The organism is Sphaerotilus natans (assembly GCF_900156335.1).
Lineage (GTDB): Bacteria > Pseudomonadota > Gammaproteobacteria > Burkholderiales > Burkholderiaceae_C > Sphaerotilus > Sphaerotilus natans.
In genome coordinates this window covers 76,186-91,990 of sequence record NZ_FTMZ01000001.1, presented here as the reverse complement: position 1 = coordinate 91,990, position 15,805 = coordinate 76,186, and the positions used below count along the sequence as shown (strand labels likewise).

Genomic DNA, 15,805 nt, shown 5'->3' with positions numbered 1-15,805 from the left:
AAGCGGAAACATGAGCCTCATCAAGATGAGGAGTCAGGCCAGGGATCTTACAATCGCGGGATGAGCGTCTTCGCCCTCAGCCTGAACCATCACACCGCGCCGGTCGACCTGCGCGGCCGGTTCGCGTTCACGCTGGAGCAGATCCCGGCGGCGCTGCACGGCCTGCGCTCCGGCCTGTCGCGCGTCACCCCGGAGGCGGCGCTGCTGTCGACCTGCAACCGCACCGAGCTCTACATCGCCACCCCGACGCCGCAGAGCCGCACGCTGGTGCGCCCGACGCTGGAGTGGCTGGCCGCGCATGGTGGCGTCAGCGCCGACGAACTGCTGCGCCACACCCATGTGATGGAGCGCCAGGAGGCCGCCCGCCACGCCTTCCGCGTCGCCTCCGGGCTGGACTCGATGGTGCTGGGCGAGGCGCAGATCCTCGGCCAGATGAAGCAGGCGGTGCGCGAGGCCGACGCCGCCGGCATGCTGGGCACGACGCTGCACCAGCTCTTCCAGCGCTCCTTCTCGGTCGCCAAGGAAGTGCGCACCGCCACCGAGATCGGGGCGCACTCGATCAGCATGGCCGCGGCCGCGGTGCGCCTGGCCGGCCAGCTCTTCGAGGACCTGAGCCGCATCCGCATCCTGTTCGTCGGCGCCGGCGAGATGATCGAGCTGGCCGCGACCCACTTCGCCGCCAAGGCGCCGCGCCACATCACCATCGCCAACCGCACGCTCGAGCGTGGCGAGAAGCTCGCCGCGCAGTTCGGCGCCGAGGTGATGCGCCTGGCCGACCTGCCCTCGCGGCTGCACGAGTTCGACGCGGTGGTGTCGTGCACCGCCAGCGCGCTGCCGCTGATCGGCCTCGGAGCCGTCGAGCGTGCGCTGAAGGCACGCCGACGCCGCCCGATGTTCATGGTCGACCTGGCCGTGCCGCGCGACATCGAGCCCGAGATCGCGCAGCTCGAGGACGTCTATCTCTACACCGTCGACGACCTGTCGGCGGTGGTGCAGACCGCCGGCGAGAAGCGCCAGGCGGCCGTCGCCCAGGCCGAGGCCATCATCGAGTCCGGCGTGCAGAACTTCGTGCACTGGCTCGACCAGCGCGCCACCGTGCCGCTGATCCGCTCGCTCAACGCGCAGGCCGAGCAGTGGCGCCAGCACGAGATGGCCCGCGCACGCAAGCTGCTGGCCCGCGGCGACTCGCCCGAGGAGGCGCTGGAGGCGCTGGCGCGCGGCCTGACGCAGAAGATGCTGCACGGCGCGATGGCCGAACTCCACAACGCCGACCCGCAGCAGCGCGCGCAGATGATCGATGCGGTCACGCGGCTGTTCCTGCGCGGCGAGAACCCGACCCGATGACGCCTTTCCTGCGCCAGCAGCTCGACCGCCAGATCCTGCGCCTCGCCGAACTCGACGCCGCCCTGGCCGATCCGCAGGTCATGGCCGACATCGGCCGGCTGCGCACCCTCACCCGCGACCACGCGCGCGTGTCCGAGCTGGCCGGCCGCTGGACGCAGCTGCAGCAGCGCGAGCGCGACCTGCAGGACGCCCGCGCGATGCTGGGCGAGGCCGACCTGGCCGAGATGGCGCGCGAGGAGATCGCGGCCGCCGAGGCCGACATCGCCCGGCTCGACGCCGAGCTGCAGACCGCCCTGCTGCCGCGCGACCCGGACGACGACCGCAACGCCTTCCTGGAGATCCGCGCCGGCACCGGCGGCGACGAGTCGGCGCTCTTTGCCGGCGACCTGCTGCGCATGTACTTGCGCCACGCCGAGCGCCAGGGCTGGCAGGCCGAGATCATGTCGGCGAACGCGTCCGACCTCGGCGGCTACAAGGAAGTCGTCGTGCGCCTGGCCGGCGACGCGGTCTACGAGGCGATGAAGTTCGAGTCCGGCGGCCACCGCGTGCAGCGCGTGCCGGCCACCGAGACGCAGGGCCGCATCCACACCAGCGCCTGCACGGTGGCGGTGCTGCCCGAGCCGGACGAGGCCGAGGAGGTCATGCTCAACCCGGCCGAGCTGCGCATCGACACCTTCCGCGCCAGCGGCGCCGGCGGCCAGCACATCAACAAGACCGACTCGGCGGTGCGCGTCACCCACCTGCCGACCGGGCTGGTCGCCGAATGCCAGGACGACCGCAGCCAGCACCGCAACAAGGCGCGGGCGCTGGCGGTGCTCGCCGCGCGGCTGCGCGACAAGGAACGGCTGGAGCGCCAGGCCCGCGAGGCCGCCACCCGCAAGGGCCTGATCGGCTCGGGCGACCGCTCCGACCGCATCCGCACCTACAACTTTCCGCAGGGCCGCCTGACCGACCACCGCATCAACCTGACGCTCTACAAGCTGGGCAGCATCATGGAAGGCGATCTGGACGAGGTCGTCGCCGCGCTGAAGGCCGCCCGCGCCGCCGAGCTGCTCGCCGAGATGGAGGCGCAGGCATGACGACCGTCGCCGAGGCGCTGCGCCAGGCGCGGGCGCAGGGGCTGGACCGCTCGGACGCGATGGCGCTGCTCGGCGCGCTGCTGGCGTGCTCGCGCACCTGGCTGCTGACGCATGACGATGCGCCGCTCGACGCCGCGCAGCAGGCGCGCTGGCAGGACTGGCTGGCGCGGCGGCAGGACGCGGTGCCGGTGGCCTACCTGACCGGCCAGCACGAGTTCCACGGCCTGATGCTCTCGGTCACGCCCGACGTGCTCGACCCGCGGCCCGACACCGAGACGCTGGTCGACTGGGCGCTCGACGTGCTGGCCACGCTGCCGCCGGGCCGCGCGCTGGCGGATCTGGGCACCGGCAGCGGCGCGATCGCGCTGGCGCTCAAGTCGCGTCGGCCGGACGCGCAGGTCAGCGCGGTCGATCTCAGCCCGGCGGCGCTGGCGGTGGCGCGCGGCAACGGCGAGCGGCTCGGGCTGGCGGTGGACTGGCGGGAAGGCGCGTGGTTCGCGCCGCTGGCCGGACGCCTGTTCGACCTGATCGTCAGCAACCCGCCCTACATCGCCGAGGGCGACGTGCACCTGCCAGCGCTGCGCCACGAGCCGATCTTGGCGCTGACCTCCGGCGCCGACGGCCTGGACGCGATCCGCGCCATCGTCGCGGCCGCGCCAGCGCATCTGGCGCCCGGCGGCTGGCTGCTGCTCGAGCACGGCCATGACCAGGCCGATGCGGTCGCCGCACTGCTGCACGCGGCGGGCTGGCAGGCGGTGTCGCACCGCGAGGACCTGGCCGGCCACCGCCGCTGCACCGGCGCGCACCGTCCGGCCTGAGCAGCATCGGCACGCGCGGTCTCTCGTCGGCGCGACGGCCGCAGCAGCCGCTTTGCCGTATAAATCGGCCCTATCCTTTTCCCTCACCCTCCCGAACCACGCCATGAGCACCAACCAGCAGATCGACGATCTCGTCAAGAACAATCCGGTCGTCCTGTTCATGAAGGGCACCGCCCAGTTCCCGCAGTGCGGCTTCTCCGGCCGCGCGGTGCAGATCCTGAAGGCCTGCGGCGTCAGCCAGATCACGGCCGTCAACGTGCTGGAAGACCCGGCCATCCGCCAGGGCATCAAGGACTACTCGAACTGGCCGACCATCCCGCAGCTCTACGTCAACGGCGAATTCGTCGGCGGCTCGGACATCATGATGGAGATGTACCAGGCCGGCGAGCTGCAACAGCTGCTGGCACCGAAGGCCTGATGCGGGACGCGATGACCACTCCGGCAGCGCCGCCCCGGCTGGTCGTCGGCATCACCGGCGCGTCGGGCGCGGCCTATGGCGTGCGCCTGCTCGAACGGGCGCGCGACCTCGGCGTCGAGACGCACCTGGTGGTCACGCCCTCGGGCGTGCTCAACGTGCATCATGAATGCGGCCTGGACCGGCGCGCGCTGGAGTCGCTCGCCGCGGTCGCGCATGCGCCCGGCGAGATCGGCGCGTGCATCGCCAGCGGCAGCTTCGATACCGCGGCGATGGTGATCGCGCCCTGCACGATGAAGACGCTGGCGGCGGTCGCGCACGGCTTCGGCGACAACCTGCTGACCCGCGCGGCCGACGTGACGCTCAAGGAGCGCCGCCGCCTGATCCTGATGGTGCGCGAGACGCCCTTCAACCTGGCCCACCTGCGCAACATGACCGCCGTCACCGAGATGGGCGGCATCATCTTCCCGCCGCTGCCGGCCTTCTACCACCGGCCGCAGACCGTCGCCGAGCTGGTCGACGAGACGGTCGAGCGGGTGCTGCAGCTCGCCGGCATCGCCACCGCTCGGCCGCAGGCCTGGGCCGGACTCGGTCAGACGACGCCGGCCAGCCCGTCGCGCACATGATGGCGCGCGCCCGGCTTCAGCCCGGGCACGTCCAGCAGCGCGCGCATCCAGGCCGCAACCTCCTCCACCGCCCCGAGCTGGCCGGCCTGCTCGCGCTGGCGACTGCCGGCCGCATCCCGCTGGCGCAGGCGCTGCTGCATCGCGGTGTCCATCGCGCCCGGATCGAGCGCGACCGGGATGAAGGGCTGCGGCTGCAGCGCCTCGTCGACCGCCAGCCCGCGGATGAAGTGATCGAGCCCGGCCTTGGCCGCGCCGTAGACCGTCAGCCCGGCGTGGCTGCGCAGCGCCGCGCCCGAGCTGACCTGCGCGACGATCTTGCGCCCCGGGCTGGCGCGGAAATGCGCCATCGCGGTGGCCAGCAGCAAGACGCCAGCCACCAGCCCGACCTGCAGCCCGGCGGCCAGCGCCTCGGGCGCGGCCTGCTCGATCGGGCCGAGCGGCTCCAGCGTCGCGGCGTTGTGCAGCACGATCAGCGCCGCCACGCCGGCCGGATCGATGCCGGCCAGCCCGGCGGACAGCGCCGCGGCGGCCGCGACCGGATCGGCCAGATCGGCGCGGATCCAGTCGCCGGGCGGCGTGTCGGGCGGCTCGGTGCGCGACAGCGTCAGCACCCGCCAGCCCTCGCCGCGCCAGCCCGCCGCCAGCGCCGCGCCCAGCCCGCGCGAGCCGCCGCTGAGCAGCACCAGCCGCTGCGGCGACAGCTCGCCCGCGCTCACAGCACCACCTTGCGCGCGTGCAGCGCCTCGGCCTGGCCGTCGGGCGCGCGGCACTCGATGCCGCGCAGCGCCATCAGGCCGCGAAAGGTCGCCTCCGAGAACCAGCCCTTCGAGCGCTGGCTGCCGAAGTGGCGCATCAGGTGGCGGATCTTGCGCCGGGCCTGCTCGGCCGTCAGCGGCACATAGACATTGGGCTGGCCGAGATCGCCCTCGTACTTCGGGATCTCGTACTCGAGGATCAGGTGGTCTCGCCAGGTCTGCCAGGTCAGCTCGGCCACCGTGCGGTGGTCCTGGTGGCGGTCCTCCAGCCGGTGCGTCAGCACCAGATCGGGCGACACCCGCCGGCCCAGATCGGCCAGGAAGGCCTTCAGCCGCGGCAGCTCGGCCGGGAACTGCGCGTCCGCGAAGTCGCCGATGACGATCTCCAGCCCGGCCGCGCCCTTCATCAGCGCGCGGGCGCTGCGCCGCGCCTCCTGGGCACGCTCGCCCGGCGCGCTCAGCACCACCCAGGTCAGGTGCAGCTCGGGCACCTCGGCCAGCCAGCGCAGCAGCGCACCACCGCAGCCGATCTCCAGATCATCGCTGTGCGCGCCCAGGCACAGCAGATGCAGCCGCTGGCGCCCGGCGGCCGGATCGAGCCGCAGCATCACGCCGCCCCCTGCACGCGCTCATCCTTCCAGACCATCCACGGGCACTCGCCGCGGCCCTCCATGCGGTCGTAGGTGATCTTGTCCTTGAAGGTGTCCATCGCCTGCCAGAAGCCGCGGTAGCGGAACACGCCCAGGCGGCGCTGCGCGATCAGGCGCTGGAACGGCGCCTCCACCAGCTCGTCGCCCTCCTCGATCAGGTCGAAGATCTCGCGGCGCAGGCAGAAGAAGCCGGCGTTGATCCAGAACGGGCTGGCCTCGCTCATCGGGCCGAAGGACGTCACCAGGCCGTCCTCGTCGCCGTGCAGCGTGTGGAAGCTCTGCGGCGAGGGCACCGCGACGAAGCTGGCGGTGGCACCGCGCGCACGGAACTCGGCGATGTGGCGGTCCAGCGGCAGGTCGCTCAGGCCGTCGGCGTAGTTGGCGAGGAACTCCTCGTCGTCGCCGAGGTGCTGGCGCACCCGCAGCAGGCGCTGGCCGATGTTGGCGTGCAGGCCGGTGTCGACGAAGGTGATCTTCCAGTCCTGCAGGTCGCTGCGCATCAGCTCGATGCGCCGGCCGCCCTCGCTGAGCACGAAGTCGTTCGACAGGCACTCGTTGTAGTTCAGGAAGTAGTCGCGGATCAGGTCGCCGCGGTAGCCCAGGCAGAGGATGAACTCCTTGTGGCCGAAGTGCGCGTAGTAGCGCATCAGGTGCCACAGGATCGGCCGCACGCCGATGTTGACCAGCGGCTTCGGGATGGTGTCGGAATGCTCGCGCAGCCGCGTGCCGAGTCCGCCGCAGAACAGGACGACTTTCATGTCGGGGTGCCTTTCGGGGTCTGGGGGCCAGGGATCGTGAAGGCCGGGGCCGGCTCGCCGGGTGCGAGATCGCGCAGCAGCCCGGCCTGCTGCAGGGCCTCGGCGGCCGTCTCGATCGTCTCGAAGGGCAGCCGCGAGCGCTCGGCGATGGCCAGCAGGTCGTGCACGCCGTCGGACTGGCTCAGCACCCACAGCAGCGCGTGCTCGAAGGCGCCCGGCGCGTGGCCGCCGGTGCTGCGGTAGAGCCCGCGCTTGCCCAAGCGGGGCTCGCCGAAGGGGCTGAGGTTGAGCAGGCGACGGTTGCCGTCGAGCACCTGTGCCAGCCGTGCCAGCGCCTGCAGCGCGCCGGCCAGCGCCTGCGGGCGCAGCAGCGTCATGTCGTCGGCGCTGCAGTGGTATTCGGGGTAGCCGCCGTTGACCGAGCGGGTCAGCCGCCCCACCGGCAGATCGAAGCCGGGCGCGCCGTACTGGCGCTCGTCGTAGCCGTAGGGCTCGAAGTCGAGCAGGCGCGCGCCCTCGATGCCGGCCAGCACATGGGCGGCAGCGCGGTCGGTCAGCGTGTCGCCGCGGCGGCTGCGCTTGTACTGCAGCGGCGCGCCGTCGCCCAGCAGGCCCAGCACCAGGCCCGCGCGCACCCGCGGCAGCACCTCGGGGCGCAGCGCCAGCCAGGTCAGCGAGCCGATCGTGCCGGGCGCGAAGATGAAGCGCCAGGTGTGGCGCGGCCGGCTGCGGCCCAGCGCCCGCGCCAGCTCGACCGCCACCGCGATGCCGGCCAGGTTGTCGTTGGCCAGCGAGGGATGGCAGACATGGGTGTGGACCAGGATCTCGTCGTCGCTCTGGCCGGGCACGACGCACTCGGCCAGCGTCAGGTGGCCCGGCGCCAGCGTGCTGTCGACCACCACCTCGTAGGGGCCCGGGCCCAGACGCTCGCGGTCGCGGTGGCGCAGGCAGAAGGCCCAGTGCTCGCGGTAGTAGCTGGTGCGGTAGGGAATGTCGTCGGGCCGCTCGGGCAGCGAGTGCAGGTGCGGCTGCAGCTCCTCCAGCGTCATCTGCCGGCGCACCGGCACCGAGTAGCTCATCAGGTGCAGGTTGTGGGCGCGGAAGTCGACGACGCGCCGGCCGGCGGCATCGGCGATCCAGGCGTCGCGCACGCTCCACTCGAGCGGCACTTCCCAGTCGTGCACCGGCGTGCCGCTGGGCACCTCGGTGCGCTGCAGCGGCAGGCCGCCCTGCGTCTCGATCAGGTCGAGCGTGGCGCGCACGCCCGCACCCGTCAGGCTGCGGCACAGCGGATACATCGCCTCGGCCAGATGCCAGGCGCGCGCGCCGGCCTCGGCGGCGCCATCGGCCGAGCGCAGCTCGTCGAGCAGCAGCGCCATCAGCGGCCCTCCACGCCGGCCGACCAGCGCCGGCGGTGCGCGTCGGCGTCGAAGTCGGGCGCGTCGCGGTCGCGCTCGGAGATCGCCGCGACCGGCAGCGGCCAGGCCACGCCGAAGGCCGGATCGTCCGGCCGCACGCCGGCGGCGCAGTCCGGCCGCCAGGCCTCGTTCATCATGTAGTGGACCTCGGTGTCGTCGACCAGGGTCTGGAAGCCGTGCGCGACGCCGGCCGGCACCACCAGCGACTGGCGCGTCCCGGCATCCAGCTCGACCGCGACATGGCGCAGCCAGGTCGGCGAGCCCGGGCGCAGGTCGAGCAGCACGTCGAGCATGCGCCCGCGCGCGCAGCGCACCACCTTGGCCTCCTGCGCCGGCGGCCACGCGAAATGCAGGCCGCGCAGCGTGCCGGCGCGGCGGTTGAAGGACGCGCTGGTCTGCATCACCGCCAGCCGCGCAGCGTCCAGGCCGGCCGCGCGCAGCGTGTCGCGGCACCACAGCCGCGCGAAGCCGCCGCGCTCGTCCTCCACCGGCTGCGGCTCGAGCCGGAAGGCGCCCTCGATCGCCAGCGCGACGCAGCGCAGCGTGCTCATCGCGGCGCCTCCAGCCCGAGGTGCGCGAGAAAGGCGTCGATCTGGTCCAGACAGATCTGGCGTGCGCCCTCGCCCGCCTGATGGCGCAGATGCCACTGCGCGACCCAGTCCAGCGCCTGCGGCGTCGCCAGCCGGCAGCGCCAGCCCAGCAGACGCGCGGCCTTGCTGCAGTCCAGGCGCAGCTCGGGCTCCTCGGGCGGACGCTCGCCCGGCGCCGGGGTCCAGGCCGGCGACAGCGCCCAGTGGCGGGCGACGCCCTCGGCCACCTGCGCGACGGTGACCACCTCGTCGGAGGGTGGCCCGAAGTTCCAGTCGCCGGCCGCCTGCTGCGGCTCGCGCACCAGCCGCTCGGCCAGGCCGAGGTAGCCGTGCAGGCAGTCGAGCACATGCTGCCAGGGCCGCACGCCGGCCGGGTTGCGCAGCGCCACCGGCTGCCCGGCCTGCGCCGCGGCGATGATGGCCGGCACCAGCTGGTGCGGCGTCCAGTCGCCGCCGCCGATGACGTTGCCGGCGCGCGCCGACGCCACCGCGACCCCGTGCTCGGCGCGCCGCTCCGGCGGGAAGAAGGAGGCGACGAAGGACTGCGTCACCAGCTCCGAGCAGGCCTTGCTGTTCGAGTAGGGATCGCGCCCGCCCAGCGCCTCGTTCTCGCGGTAGCTCCAGAGCCAGCGCTGGTTGTGATAGACCTTGTCGGTGGTGACGTTGACCAGCGCCAGCGGCCGCGTCAGGCCGGCGCGGCGCACCGCCTCGAGCAGGTTCGCGGTGCCCATCACGTTGGTCGAGTAGGTGCCCAGCGGATCGGCATACGAGTCCAGCACCACCGACTGCGCGGCCATGTGCAGCAGCACCTCGGGCGCGAAGTCGCGCACCGCCGCCGCCAGCGCCGCGGCGTCGCGCACGTCGCCGGTGACGGTGCGCAGGTCGGCGCCGACGCCGGCCAGATCGAACAGGCTCGGCGTGGTCGGCGGCGGCAGCGAGAAGCCCAGCACCTCGGCGCCGAGCCGGTGCAGCAGCAGCCCCAGCCAGGCGCCCTTGAAGCCAGTGTGGCCGGTCAGCATCACCCGGCGGCCGCGCCAGAAAGCAGGATCGATGACGGCAGTGTTCATGGCGTGATCACCTCGAGCTGCGGGATCGGCACGATGAAGCGCCCGCCCCACTCGCGGATGTAGCCGTGCTGCGCGACGATCTCGTCCTTCAGGTTCCACGGCAGGATCAGCACCTCGTCGGGCCGCGCCTGGCGCAGCGCCTCGGGCGCGAGGATCGGGATGCGGGTGCCGGGCGTGTACTTGCCCTGCTTGTAGGGATTGGTGTCGACGGTGAAGTCGAGAAAGTCGCTGCGGATGCCGCAGTAGTTCAGCAGCGTGTTGCCCTTGCCCGGCGCGCCGTAGCCGACCACCTTGCGCCCGGCCGCCTTGGCCTCGATCAGGTGGGCCAGCAGCCGGTGCTTGACCTGCCGGACCTGCTCGCCGAAGCCGAGGTAGCGCTCGATCGCGTGGTAGCCCAGCGCCCGCTCGCGCTCGCGCATCTCGGCGACGCGCCCGCCCACCGGCAGCGCCGCGTTGGCAGCGTGGCGCGCGTGGATGCGGATCGAGCCGCCGTGGGTGGGCAGTTCCTCCACGTCGTGCAGCACCAGGCCGTGCGCGGCGAAGATGCGCTCCACCGTCGAGAACGACAGGTAGCTGAAGTGCTCGTGGTAGATGGTGTCGAACTGCCTGCGCTCGATCAGCCGCATCAGGTGCGGGAACTCCATCGTGATGACGCCTGCAGGTGCCAGCAGCGCGCGCAGCCCGCGCACGAAGTCGTTGATGTCGGGCACATGGGCCAGCACGTTGTTGCCCAGCACCAGGTCGGCAGCGCCGAACTCGGCCGCGATCGCCTGGCCGGTGGCCTCGCCCAGGAAGTCCACCCGGGTCGGCACGCCGCGGGCCTCGGCGGCGCGCGCGACATTGGCCGCCGGCTCGATGCCCAGCACCGGTACGCCGGCGGCGACGAAATGCTGCAGCAGGTAGCCGTCGTTGCTGGCGACCTCGACGACGCGGCTGTGCGCGCCGAGCCGGTAGCGCTCGGTCACCTGCGCGGTGTAGCGGCGCGCATGCTCGACCCAGCTCGACGAGAAGGACGAGAAGTAGGCGTACTCGCCGAAGATCTCGTCCGGCGCGACGAAGGCCGGCAGCTGCACCAGGAAGCACTGCTCGCACACACGCGCATGCAGCGGATAGAAGCGCTCCATCTCGCCGAGCTGATGCGCCTCGATGTGGGTCTGGCACAGCGGGCTCAGGCCCAGGTCGACGAAGCTGGTTCGCAGCGGCGTGCCGCAGAAGCGGCAGGCCGGCAGCAGGCGATCAGCCCGCGTCAGGTCGTTCACGTCGTCGTTCACGTCGTTCGCATCGTCGTTCATGGCGGACTTCTTCTCGGCAATCGGATCAGGAAATGGAGCGGCGACGCCAGCGGCCCAGCGCCTCGCGCAGCGGCTGCGCACCGTTCATCACCGCGCCGGCCATCGGCGCGGGCAGGAAAAGCGCACCCGCGGCCCAGGCCAGCAGCGCCGCGCGCTGCGCCTCGCCATAGCCGGGACAGTGCTGCAGCGACGCGCGCATCAGCGCCCACAGGCTCTCGGCGCTGTCCTCGGGAAAGGGGTGGGCCGCGCGCGCCCAGCGCCACGAGGTGATGCGGTGGCGCACATGCGTGGGCAGCATCAGCGCCGGCGGATCGATGTGAAAGCCCGATCGCTGGCGCAGCAGCTCGAGCGTGCGCTCGCGGCTGTCGACCACCAGCCGCACCTCTTGGCCGACGCTGCCGCTGTAGTTGCCGCGGTAGCCCGGCGCGTCGCGGTCGGCCGGCTTGCGGTGCAGCCGGTAGCTGCCCAGCGGGCGCTCGACAGGGACGACACGGCCGTGGAAGGGCGCGGTCAGGAAGGGCACGGTATCGGTGCAGATCGGCCAGTCCTCGGGCGCGACCGGGAAATAGGGCGCGACCGCGCGCAGCCGGTAGAGGTTGCCGCTGCCCGGCGGGCCGGCGTAGTGGCCGAGCCGGCGAATGATCGGCACCACGTCGCCGTGGTGGCTGAGATAGGGCATGAGGCCGCCGAGCGGCCGGCCCTCGGCATCGATCAGGCGCAGCGCGTACTGGACCTTGGCGGTGTGGTCGTCGGCCGCGGCCAGGCAGGTGGAGATCGCGTCCGGATCGAGCAGGTCGTCGGCATCGAGCCAGACGATCCACTCGCCGCGCGCCGCCTCGATGCCCAGGTTGTAGCCCTGGCCCTGGCCGATGTTGACCGGCTGGCGCACCACCCTCACCCGGTCCGCGTAGCGCGCGATCACCTCGGCCGAATCGTCGGTCGAGCCGTTGTCGACGACGATCACCTCGCAGCCCGGCGCGGTCTGCGCCAGCGCGGATTCGATCGCTGCGGCCACGAAGCGGCCGTAGTTGTAGTTCAGGACAACGATCGAAGCGGAAATGGACATCGGGGACCCTCTGATGACACCAATGGTAACCATGTGTTACTCATGAATCATTATCCTCAGAGACTGTCGGCAGAAAAGTCATCTCGCGACAGAGTCCCCCAGTTGACGGGGCGATGGGACCGCCGGAAGTCCAGAAAACAGCAGGGCGCCCGACCGCGTCAGCAGTCGGGCGCCCTGCCCAGGAGATCAGATCAGACCGGGAGCGCCACGCCGGTCAGGCCGGCGCGGCGATCTGGCCGTCCGGCACTCAGTCGTCGTTGCCGCCGAAGATGCCCAGCAGCGCCAGCAGCGACTGGAACACGTTGTACAGGCTCAGGTAGATGCCCAGCGTGGCGGTGATGTAGTTGGTCTCCTCGCCGTTCTCGATGCGCTTGAGGTCATAGAGGATGAAGGCCGAGAAGATGCCGATCGTCAGCACCGACAGCGTGATCATCAGCGCGCTCGACTGCAGGAAGATGTTGGCGATGCCGGCCACCAGCACCATGATCATGCCGATGAACAGGAACTTGCCCATCGACGACAGGTCGCGCTTGATCACCGCCGACAGCGTGGCCATGCCGAAGAAGATCAGGCCGGTTCCGGTGAAGGCGGTCATGATCAGGCCGGCGCCGTTCGACAGGCCCAGCACCGTGCCGATCAGGCGCGACAGCATCAGTCCCATGAAGAAGGTGAAGGCCAGCAGGATCGGCACGCCGGCGGCCGAGTTCTTGGTCTTCTCGATCGCGAACATGAAGCCGAACGCGCCGGCCATGAACACGATCAGGCCGACGATCGGCGACATCGCGCGGGTCAGGCCGGTGGCCACACCCAGCCAGGCGCCCAGCACGGTCGGGATCATCGACAGCGCGAGCAGCATGTAGGTGTTGCGCATCACGCGGTTGCGCTCGGCGGCGCTGGGCATCGCGACAGATGCAAAGCCGTGGTTCTGGAACAGGTCGGACATGACAGGAGCTCCTTCGGAGACAGCGGAAAGACGGGAACGGATCACGACGGATCAGTGGATGCAGAGACGCCCCGGAGGGATGACGGACCCCGGGCGGTCACGGCGATCGGCGGCCGGGCGCGCAGCGCACCGGTGGATCGCGGCTCAGGCGAGCTGGCGTGGCGGACGCAAGGGTCCGTCGAGATAGGGCGAAGCCTGGGGCCTTCCCTCGGCCGGGTGCAGCGCCCGCTGCAGTCCGCGGCAATGCGGCTGCGGCAGCAGCCCCGGCAGCGGCGGGACATCGGCCAGTTCGGCCACCGGGTCGGACTCCTGGGCCGGATCGGTGCGATCCGGCAGCGCGGCCGGCGGCGTGCCCTCGTCGGCCCGCAGAGGGCGGTCGGCTTCGGCACGGCAGTCGGCATCGGCCTGGGCGACCAGCGTGACGGTCGCGACTGCAGCCTGTGCCCCGCCAAGCAGGCCGGCGCACAGCAGCATCAGCACAGCGAACAGGGACATCAGTCGACGGAACATGGGATCAAGTGTAGCGGAGCCGCGCTCACCGTGTCGGCGCCGGGGCTGCAGCCAGCACCGGAGAAGCGGTCGCCGCGTCCGGGTGTTCCCAGCGACGGCGCGCGGCCATCACCATGTTCGGATAAGGCGCCTTGCCCCGGCTGCCGTTGTAGCGCCCCAGCGCCATGAAGAGATCGCCCCGCTCGCGATCGAGGTAGTGGCGCAGGATCACGCAGCCGAAGCGCAGATTGGTCTGCATGTGGAACAGCCGCGAGGCGTCGCCGTCGCCGATCGTGCGCGCCCAGAAGGGCATGACCTGCATGTAGCTGCGCGCGCCAACCACCGAGATCGCGTACTTGCGGAATCCGCTCTCCACCTCGATCAGCCCGAGCACCAGCGCGGTATCGAGGCCGGCGCGCCGGCTCTCGTACCAGACCGTCTCGAGGAATTCGCGGCGGACGTTGAAGTCGGGCTTGCGCCGCGCCAGCCGCTCGCTCATGGCGCCCAGCCAGCGCAGATGCGCCAGCCGTGCCTCGGTCGAGACGAACTCGAGCCGGGGCGGTGCGCCGTTGCCGGCCACCGCCGCCGCCAGCGCGGTGCGCACCGAATCGGCCAGCGGCTCCTCGAGCTGGCCGCCAGCCTGCGCGGCCGGGCTGATGCCCAGCCCGGCCAGCGCCGGTCCGGCACCGATCAGCCAGGCGCGGCGGCGACAGCTCATGCCTTCAGGCGACCCTTCACGAAGGCGACGACCTCGGCGGCCGCCACCTTGGTCGCGGCCTCGTCGCGCCGGCCCTGGTACTCGACCTGGCCTTCCTTCAGGCCCCGGTCGGACAGCACCACGCGGTGCGGCACGCCGATCAGCTCCCAGTCGGCGAACATCGCGCCCGGGCGCTCGCCGCGGTCGTCGAGGATCGCGTCGATGCCGGCGGCCAGCAGTTCGTCGTGCAGCGCGTCGGCGGCGGCCTTGACGTCGGCCGAGCGGTCGTAGCCGATCGGGCAGATCGCCACGGTGAACGGCGCGATCGCGTCCGGCCAGATGATGCCGCGCGCGTCATGGCCCTGCTCGATCGCCGCACCCAGGATGCGGGTCACGCCGATGCCGTAGCAGCCCATCTCCATCAGCGCCGGCTTGCCGGTCTCGTCCAGGAAGGTCGCGTTCATCGCCTTCGAGTACTTGGTGCCGAGGTAGAAGACATGGCCGACCTCGATGCCGCGCTCGATCGCCAGCACGCCCCGGCCGTCCGGCGACGGATCGCCCTCGACGACGTTGCGCAGGTCGGCCACCAGATCGGGCTCGGGCAGGTCGCGGCCCCAGTTCACGCCGGTCAGGTGGTAGTCCTCCTCGTTGGCGCCGCAGCAGAAGTCGCTCATCGCGGCCACCGAGCGGTCGGCGATGATCTTCACCGGCTTTTTCAGACCGACCGGGCCCAGGTAGCCCGGCTTGCAGCCGAAGTGCTCGTCGATCTCGGCCAACGTGGCGAAGCGGAAGCCGTTCTTCAGGCCCTCGATCTTGCCGACCTTGACCTCGTTCATCTCGTGGTCGCCGCGCAGCAGCAGCAGCCAGACGGTCGAGCCGACGATGTCGCCCTGCTCGTTGCGCGTGTCGGTGGCCAGCACCAGGCTCTTGAGCGACTTCGTCAGCGGCAGGCCCAGGAAGGCGGCGACATCCGCGCAGGTGCTCTTGCCCGGCGTCAGCGTCTTGACCATCGCGGCGGACGGCTCGGCGCGCGGCGCGGCCGGTGCCACGGCCTCGGCCAGCTCGATGTTGGCGGCGTAGTCGCTGGTCGGGCAGTAGATGATCGCGTCCTCGCCGGTCTGGGCGATGACCTGGAACTCGTGGCTGAGGTCGCCGCCGATGGCGCCGGTGTCGGCCGCCACCGCGCGGTAGGTCAGGCCGAAGCGATCGAAGATGCGCTTGTAGGCGGCGAACATCGTCTCGTAGCTCTTGGCCGCGGCCTCGGGGCTGCGGTCGAAGGAGTACGCGTCCTTCATCGTGAACTCGCGCCCGCGCATGATGCCGAAGCGCGGCCGGCGCTCGTCGCGGAACTTCGTCTGGATGTGATAGAAATTCTTCGGCAGCTGCTTGTAGCTGCGCAGCTCTTGGCGCGCGATGTCGGTCACCACCTCTTCGCTGGTCGGCTGGATGATGAAGTCGCGGTCATGCCGATCCTTCACCCGCATCATCTCCGGGCCCATCTTGTCGAAGCGGCCGGTCTCCTGCCACAGCTCGGCCGGCTGCACCACCGGCATCAAGAGCTCGACGGCGCCGGCGCGGTTCATCTCCTCGCGGATGATGCCCTCGACCTTGCGGATCACCCGCAGCCCCATCGGCATGTAGTTGTAGATGCCCGCGCCCAGGCGCTTGATCATGCCGGCTCGCATCATCAGCTTGTGGCTGATCACCTCGGCATCGGCGGGCGCTTCCTTCAGGGTGGCGATGAAGAACTGGGAGGCTTTCATGGGGTGGTCGGTACGCGGACGGGTACTGAGTGGAA

The 15,805-nt window shown here is 71.5% G+C and carries 17 protein-coding genes; 5 read left to right on the top strand and 12 right to left on the bottom strand.

From position 1 onward, the window contains the following. Positions 1-60 precede the first annotated feature (60 nt). The 5 genes from hemA to BW996_RS00385 all read left to right on the top strand — a co-directional run bounded on the left by hemA (position 61) and on the right by BW996_RS00385 (position 4,282). Positions 61-1,344, top strand: a complete 1,284-nt coding sequence (gene hemA / locus BW996_RS00405; protein ID WP_037484103.1) for a glutamyl-tRNA reductase — start codon at positions 61-63, stop codon at positions 1,342-1,344. Continuing rightward, positions 1,341-2,423: a peptide chain release factor 1 gene (gene prfA, locus BW996_RS00400; RefSeq protein WP_037484100.1), complete on the top strand. Its 1,083-nt coding sequence runs from the start codon at positions 1,341-1,343 to the stop codon at positions 2,421-2,423. The genes hemA and prfA overlap by 4 nt, the downstream gene beginning before the upstream one ends. Continuing rightward, on the top strand, positions 2,420-3,241 hold the full coding sequence (prmC, locus tag BW996_RS00395) for a peptide chain release factor N(5)-glutamine methyltransferase (RefSeq protein ID WP_037484097.1): 822 nt from the start codon (positions 2,420-2,422) through the stop codon (positions 3,239-3,241). Before prfA ends, prmC begins: the two co-directional genes overlap by 4 nt. A 103-nt stretch (positions 3,242-3,344) precedes the next feature. Continuing rightward, the gene (gene grxD, locus BW996_RS00390; RefSeq protein ID WP_037484095.1) at positions 3,345-3,659 is read left to right on the top strand and encodes a Grx4 family monothiol glutaredoxin; all 315 of its coding nucleotides are present in this window, start codon (positions 3,345-3,347) and stop codon (positions 3,657-3,659) included. A gap of 11 nt (positions 3,660-3,670) precedes the next feature. Continuing rightward, a complete protein-coding gene (locus tag BW996_RS00385; protein WP_037484150.1) occupies positions 3,671-4,282 on the top strand; it encodes a UbiX family flavin prenyltransferase in 612 nt (203 codons plus the stop codon). On the opposite strand, the gene BW996_RS00380 is transcribed toward BW996_RS00385, so the two are convergent. The 12 genes from BW996_RS00380 to BW996_RS00325 form a co-directional block, all read right to left on the bottom strand. Continuing rightward, positions 4,249-4,998: an SDR family NAD(P)-dependent oxidoreductase gene (locus BW996_RS00380; protein ID WP_051632136.1), complete on the bottom strand. Its 750-nt coding sequence runs from the start codon at positions 4,996-4,998 to the stop codon at positions 4,249-4,251. The genes BW996_RS00385 and BW996_RS00380 overlap by 34 nt on opposite strands. Continuing rightward, positions 4,995-5,645 (bottom strand): PIG-L deacetylase family protein, encoded by a 651-nt coding sequence (locus BW996_RS00375; RefSeq protein ID WP_037484093.1) that lies wholly within the window; start codon positions 5,643-5,645, stop codon positions 4,995-4,997. The genes BW996_RS00380 and BW996_RS00375 overlap by 4 nt, the downstream gene beginning before the upstream one ends. Next, on the bottom strand, positions 5,645-6,445 hold the full coding sequence (locus BW996_RS00370; RefSeq protein WP_037484091.1) for a sugar phosphate nucleotidyltransferase: 801 nt from the start codon (positions 6,443-6,445) through the stop codon (positions 5,645-5,647). Before BW996_RS00370 ends, BW996_RS00375 begins: the two co-directional genes overlap by 1 nt. Continuing rightward, positions 6,442-7,824 (bottom strand): DUF4910 domain-containing protein, encoded by a 1,383-nt coding sequence (locus BW996_RS00365; protein ID WP_076458447.1) that lies wholly within the window; start codon positions 7,822-7,824, stop codon positions 6,442-6,444. The genes BW996_RS00370 and BW996_RS00365 overlap by 4 nt, the downstream gene beginning before the upstream one ends. Then, positions 7,824-8,414, bottom strand: a complete 591-nt coding sequence (locus BW996_RS00360) for a dTDP-4-dehydrorhamnose 3,5-epimerase family protein (RefSeq protein ID WP_051632135.1) — start codon at positions 8,412-8,414, stop codon at positions 7,824-7,826. Before BW996_RS00360 ends, BW996_RS00365 begins: the two co-directional genes overlap by 1 nt. Further along, on the bottom strand, positions 8,411-9,520 hold the full coding sequence (gene rfbG, locus BW996_RS00355) for a CDP-glucose 4,6-dehydratase (RefSeq protein WP_037484090.1): 1,110 nt from the start codon (positions 9,518-9,520) through the stop codon (positions 8,411-8,413). The genes BW996_RS00360 and rfbG overlap by 4 nt, the downstream gene beginning before the upstream one ends. Continuing rightward, positions 9,517-10,812, bottom strand: a complete 1,296-nt coding sequence (locus BW996_RS00350) for a class I SAM-dependent methyltransferase (RefSeq protein ID WP_081838232.1) — start codon at positions 10,810-10,812, stop codon at positions 9,517-9,519. The genes rfbG and BW996_RS00350 overlap by 4 nt, the downstream gene beginning before the upstream one ends. 25 nt (positions 10,813-10,837) lie before the next feature. Further along, on the bottom strand, positions 10,838-11,878 hold the full coding sequence (locus tag BW996_RS00345) for a glycosyltransferase family 2 protein (RefSeq protein WP_051632134.1): 1,041 nt from the start codon (positions 11,876-11,878) through the stop codon (positions 10,838-10,840). A 247-nt stretch (positions 11,879-12,125) separates the two neighbouring features. Beyond that, complete coding sequence (locus BW996_RS00340) at positions 12,126-12,821, bottom strand: Bax inhibitor-1/YccA family protein (RefSeq protein WP_037484088.1); 696 nt, start codon at positions 12,819-12,821, stop codon at positions 12,126-12,128. Positions 12,822-12,965: 144 nt separating this feature from the next. Continuing rightward, positions 12,966-13,331 (bottom strand): hypothetical protein, encoded by a 366-nt coding sequence (locus tag BW996_RS00335; RefSeq protein WP_037484086.1) that lies wholly within the window; start codon positions 13,329-13,331, stop codon positions 12,966-12,968. A 25-nt stretch (positions 13,332-13,356) separates the two neighbouring features. Next, positions 13,357-14,028: a lytic transglycosylase domain-containing protein gene (locus BW996_RS00330; protein ID WP_051632133.1), complete on the bottom strand. Its 672-nt coding sequence runs from the start codon at positions 14,026-14,028 to the stop codon at positions 13,357-13,359. Beyond that, positions 14,025-15,770: a proline--tRNA ligase gene (locus tag BW996_RS00325; protein ID WP_037484084.1), complete on the bottom strand. Its 1,746-nt coding sequence runs from the start codon at positions 15,768-15,770 to the stop codon at positions 14,025-14,027. Before BW996_RS00325 ends, BW996_RS00330 begins: the two co-directional genes overlap by 4 nt. Positions 15,771-15,805: the final 35 nt, after the last annotated feature.

Excerpts from the sequence above, each read along its gene's own strand:
- hemA (WP_037484103.1), top strand. The coding sequence starts at position 61 with ATGAGCGTCTTCGCCCTCAGCCTGAACCATCACACCGCGCCGGTCGAC.
- prfA (WP_037484100.1), top strand. The coding sequence starts at position 1,341 with ATGACGCCTTTCCTGCGCCAGCAGCTCGACCGCCAGATCCTGCGCCTC.
- prmC (WP_037484097.1), top strand. The coding sequence starts at position 2,420 with ATGACGACCGTCGCCGAGGCGCTGCGCCAGGCGCGGGCGCAGGGGCTG.
- grxD (WP_037484095.1), top strand. The coding sequence starts at position 3,345 with ATGAGCACCAACCAGCAGATCGACGATCTCGTCAAGAACAATCCGGTC.
- BW996_RS00385 (WP_037484150.1), top strand. The coding sequence starts at position 3,671 with ATGACCACTCCGGCAGCGCCGCCCCGGCTGGTCGTCGGCATCACCGGC.
- BW996_RS00375 (WP_037484093.1), bottom strand. The coding sequence starts at position 5,645 with ATGCTGCGGCTCGATCCGGCCGCCGGGCGCCAGCGGCTGCATCTGCTG.
- BW996_RS00370 (WP_037484091.1), bottom strand. The coding sequence starts at position 6,445 with ATGAAAGTCGTCCTGTTCTGCGGCGGACTCGGCACGCGGCTGCGCGAG.
- BW996_RS00365 (WP_076458447.1), bottom strand. The coding sequence starts at position 7,824 with ATGGCGCTGCTGCTCGACGAGCTGCGCTCGGCCGATGGCGCCGCCGAG.
- BW996_RS00360 (WP_051632135.1), bottom strand. The coding sequence starts at position 8,414 with ATGAGCACGCTGCGCTGCGTCGCGCTGGCGATCGAGGGCGCCTTCCGG.
- rfbG (WP_037484090.1), bottom strand. The coding sequence starts at position 9,520 with ATGAACACTGCCGTCATCGATCCTGCTTTCTGGCGCGGCCGCCGGGTG.
- BW996_RS00350 (WP_081838232.1), bottom strand. The coding sequence starts at position 10,812 with ATGAACGACGATGCGAACGACGTGAACGACGACGTGAACGACCTGACG.
- BW996_RS00345 (WP_051632134.1), bottom strand. The coding sequence starts at position 11,878 with ATGTCCATTTCCGCTTCGATCGTTGTCCTGAACTACAACTACGGCCGC.
- BW996_RS00340 (WP_037484088.1), bottom strand. The coding sequence starts at position 12,821 with ATGTCCGACCTGTTCCAGAACCACGGCTTTGCATCTGTCGCGATGCCC.
- BW996_RS00335 (WP_037484086.1), bottom strand. The coding sequence starts at position 13,331 with ATGTTCCGTCGACTGATGTCCCTGTTCGCTGTGCTGATGCTGCTGTGC.
- BW996_RS00330 (WP_051632133.1), bottom strand. The coding sequence starts at position 14,028 with ATGAGCTGTCGCCGCCGCGCCTGGCTGATCGGTGCCGGACCGGCGCTG.
- BW996_RS00325 (WP_037484084.1), bottom strand. The coding sequence starts at position 15,770 with ATGAAAGCCTCCCAGTTCTTCATCGCCACCCTGAAGGAAGCGCCCGCC.